Origin of the sequence: Stieleria sp. (assembly GCF_041595215.1) — a bacterium.
Taxonomy (GTDB): domain Bacteria; phylum Planctomycetota; class Planctomycetia; order Pirellulales; family Pirellulaceae; genus Stieleria; species Stieleria magnilauensis.
In genome coordinates, this window is sequence record NZ_JBFHKV010000799.1 from 1 (window position 1) to 4,157 (window position 4,157).

The window sequence follows — 4,157 nt, forward strand, 5'->3', positions numbered from 1 at the left end:
AGGACTACCGGGGTATCTAATCCCGTTCGCTACCCTAGCTTTCGTGCCTCAGCGTCAGAAAAGACCCAGTGTTGCGCCTTCGCCACCGGTGTTCCCTATGATATCAACGCATTTCACCGCTCCACCATAAGTTCCCAACACCCCTGTCTTCCTCAAGCTTGAGGGTTTGCGACGCAATTCCACGGTTGAGCCGTGGGCTTTCACATCACACCTACCAAGCCGCCTACGCACGCTTTAAGCCCAGTGATACCGAATAACGTTTGGACGGTTCGTCTTACCGCGGCTGCTGGCACGAACTTAGCCCGTCCTTCCTCTGAAGATCGGTCAAGACCTGCTCTGCACAGGTCCTTCCTTCCAACTGACAGCGGTTTACAACCCGAGGGCCTTCATCCCGCACGCGGCGTCGCTCGGTCAGACTTTCGTCCATTGCCGAAGATTCTCGACTGCAGCCACCCGTAGGTGTCTGGGCAGTGTCTCAGTCCCAGTGAGCCGGGCCATGCTCTCACACCCGGTAACCATCGCTGCCTTGGTGAGCCATTACCTCACCAACAAGCTAATAGTATGCGGTCCAATCCAAGGGCGGAATCTCACCTTTGATCCGAAGATGTCATCCAGTATTACCGCCAGTTTCCCGACGCTATCCTGGACCCCTGGGCATGTAACCACACGTTACTCTCCCTTTCGCCGCTGTCCGAGTTTAATGCAAGCAAAAAACTCTTCTCGCACGACTTGCATGCCTAATCCACGCCGCCAACGTTCATTCTGAGCCAGGATCAAACCCTTCAATTTTGTATTGCATCACGAGCGACCGAAGTCGCTCGGGAAAATCAAGTTAAACCGAAAGTTCAATGCTGCTCCGGGCCGTTCGGTTAACGACCCAGCGATTCGCCATTTTGCTGCCAGGAAAAACACCCCAAAGGGCATCCAGCTTCCCAGCAAAGCGATCTCGCAAATGCTGAACTCAACAGAAGTTTCACCACCAAATTGTCAATGATCAGTTGGCTCGGGGAGAAGCGACTTGCGTCGCTCGCCCTCACCAAGGAGGCGGAAAGATAGGGGCGGGTTCGCTGATTGGCAAGAGGCATCGGTGAAATTTCTGAAAATTAATTGCGAGACGCGTTTTTTGGCAGGCTAATTGCCCTGGCCGCCGCACCGACCGCCTTCGGAGTGCGTTTGGCCGGCAATCCGTCCACCCCGGCTTTCGCCGCAATAGCTGCTCAAATGCCCACCCAAATGCCTCTCCCGATGCGGTTCGGTTGAGGGAACTCCGCCACAGCGGCGACCCCCACGCGGACTGACTTGTTTAACCCGAAAGGTCCGATGATTGGAAGAGTCGCGATCACGGCAGTCCGATACCGAAGAAGCGGCATGCTCCGTTGGTCCCCCCCACCGCCCACTCTCACTTCGAAGGTCGATTCTCGATGTCATTTACGCCTCCTTCTGCCGGCAACGGCGCGGATGCAGATCGCCAACTTGATGCCCTGATCTCTCGAATCCAATCCCTCACCGGGGGCGAATCGGTCGCTCCGCCTGCCAAACAACAGCCGCGGCCCGCCCAAGCCGCCGGCGGGCCGAGCCCGATGGCGACGAACCCATCGGCACCGGGACAGGTCGATCCCGGCAGCTCCAGCATCGGCGGCTCCCGTCCACCGGCCCCGCCGGCGGGACTCTCCGGCGGACCACAGCCGGCGCAGCGGCCGACCGTGCCGCAGCGACCGGCCTCCCAGAATCCGACGCCAGCAGCCGGCGACACGCCTGTGACGGCCCAGGGAGGCCCCAGAACCCAACGCCCGGGACCTCCCCAGGGCGGGGTACCGGGCGGCGCCACGCCGCCCCAACGCACGCGACCCCAACCTGCCAACCCGCCCGCCAAAGAAGCCGCCGGTGGCCCCAAGCAGTCGCTCGGCGGAGGCGTCGACATCCCTCCGGGCCCGCTCGGGTTCGAGCCCTCACGCGACGAAGCCTGGCGACCGGTCGAGCCGGAATCGATGGAAAAAGCCGGGATCAATGAATCGATCCTGGAGGCGATCATGTATCGCTTTCTGCTGACCGCCGGTGAATCCGAAGGCCGTAAGATTGCTGATCAAGTCAAGGTGCCGTTCCGCCTGGTCGAACCGATTCTGACCCGCATGAAGATGGAACAGAACATCGCCTACAAGAACGCGACGGCGACCAACGATTACGTTTACATCCTGACTGAAACCGGACGACAAATCGCCCGCAACCACGCCTCCGATTGCACCTATTTCGGAGCCTGCCCGGTTCGACTGGAAGATTACATCAAGAGCGTTCGCTACCAGACGATCGAAGGACAGTATCCGAAAAAAGCGGATTTGGTTCGCGCGTTCAGCGACCTATTGATCAACCCCAAGATGCTCAATCGCCTGGGACCGGCGATCGCCAGCGGGCGGGGGATGTTTTTGTTCGGCTTCCCAGGGAACGGAAAAACATCGATCGCCGAACGGGTCACCGGGGCGTTTGGCAAGTACATCTGGATCCCGCGCAGCGTCGACATCGACGGCGATGTGCTACGGGTCTTTGACCCGATGAACCACGTGCTGGCGATGCCCGAAGAAAACACCGGGTTGCTGGACATCGGCGGTTTCGACAAACGCTGGGTGCGGATCGAACGGCCCACGATCATCGCCGGTGGTGAATTGACGATGGAAATGCTCGAAGTGCTGTGCAACTCCGACACCAACATCAGCGAATCACCCCTGCAACTGAAAAGCAACTGCGGCACGCTGGTCATCGATGACTTCGGCCGTCAGAAAATGCGCGTCGACGAGCTGCTCAACCGCTGGATCATTCCGCTGGAAAAACGCTACGACTTTCTCAACATGGCCAGCGGAAAAAAGATCCAAGTCCCGTTCGACCAGCTGGTGATTTTCAGCACCAACCTGGAGCCCAAGGATCTGGTCGACGACGCCTTCTTGCGACGGATTCCCTACAAGATCGAAGTCGAAAACCCGCCGGAGCAGGACTTTCGGAAACTGTTCGAAATCATGTGCCGGATCACCAAGGTGCCTTACAACGCCGACGCGATCGACTACTTGATCAAGACCCACTATTTGCCCGTCGGCCGTCCGTTCCGAAACTGCCAGCCCCGTGACCTGTTGCTGCAAGTCCGCAACTTCTGTCTGTACAACGACTTGGAAGTCGAACTGAAGAACGAGTACTTCGACTTCGCCTGCGACAACTACTTCTCGGTGATGTAATCGTGAGCGTTTCGCGTCGGGGATCACTGCCGCGGCGCGGTCACGATGCCCGAATTGGATTGCTGCCGCAGCCCGTCGGCTCTGGCGATGATCTCCTCCGACGCCGGTAGCGTCTTGGGGACCAACGTCACGTCGATGATGCGCTCGTCACGAATCTCGCCAGGCCACAGCGTTTCGGCGACAAAATCGATGCCCGGCCACTGGTACCAAGGCGGGTTGAATCGGCGACGGATCGTCTCGGTGCGATACCCGTCTGCCTCGATACGGAATTCTCGCGTCCCGTAATAGACAAATGGGGTCGCAGCCGGTGACGCACCGATCACCTGGTTGTCGACCGAGACCATCGCACCGGGAGGATTGGTGCGAACCGTCATCCGCCGACGGACACAGCCTGTCGACGTCAAGCAGAAGCACGACACGGCCGCAACGAAAAACAAGCGGCGATCAAGACGGCTGGCGGGGATCGGCATGCGAAACAGGACCCAAACGGCGGACGGAAAGACAGACCCAAAAACGTAGTAGCACGTTGGGGGCTCGCTGTTCCAGGCCAATCTCGCCAGCCGCCGGGGTCTGTCCCCAAGCCGCCGGGGTCTGTCCCCAGTGGAATGGGACCTAGGGGACGCAGGGGACCTATGTGTCGTATCTGTCCTATTGGTCCTATTTTCGACGCGCGCGAGCATCCGGGGTCTGTCCCCAGGCCGCCGGGGTCTGTCCCCGGCGGAATGGGACCTAGGGGACGCAGGGGACCTATGTGTCGTATCTGTCCTATTGGTCCTATTTTCGTCGCCGGCAAACAACCGGGGTCTGTCCCCGAGCATCCCGAGCATCCGGGGTCTGTCCCCGGCGGATTGGGACCTAGGGGACGCAGGGGACCTATGTGTCGTATCTGTCCTATTGGTCCTATTTTCGTCGCCGGCAAACAACCGGGGTCTGTCCCCG

Annotated in this window: 2 protein-coding genes and 1 rRNA gene; 1 reads left to right on the plus strand and 2 read right to left on the minus strand. The window is 59.6% G+C overall.

Annotated elements, in window-relative coordinates; all coding sequences use genetic code 11:
- Window positions 1–789, minus strand: a 16S ribosomal RNA gene (locus ABX749_RS24340); the annotation flags it as partial.
- Window positions 790–1,421: 632 nt separating this feature from the next.
- Here ABX749_RS24340 and ABX749_RS24345 point away from each other — a divergent pair.
- A complete protein-coding gene (locus ABX749_RS24345; RefSeq protein WP_372898279.1) occupies window positions 1,422–3,218 on the plus strand; it encodes a hypothetical protein in 1,797 nt (598 codons plus the stop codon).
- Window positions 3,219–3,241: 23 nt separating this feature from the next.
- Here the strand turns inward: ABX749_RS24345 and ABX749_RS24350 are convergent, their stop codons facing one another.
- On the minus strand, window positions 3,242–3,688 hold the full coding sequence (locus ABX749_RS24350; RefSeq protein ID WP_145208423.1) for a PEGA domain-containing protein: 447 nt from the start codon (window positions 3,686–3,688) through the stop codon (window positions 3,242–3,244).
- Between the last annotated feature and the right edge of the window lie 469 nt (window positions 3,689–4,157).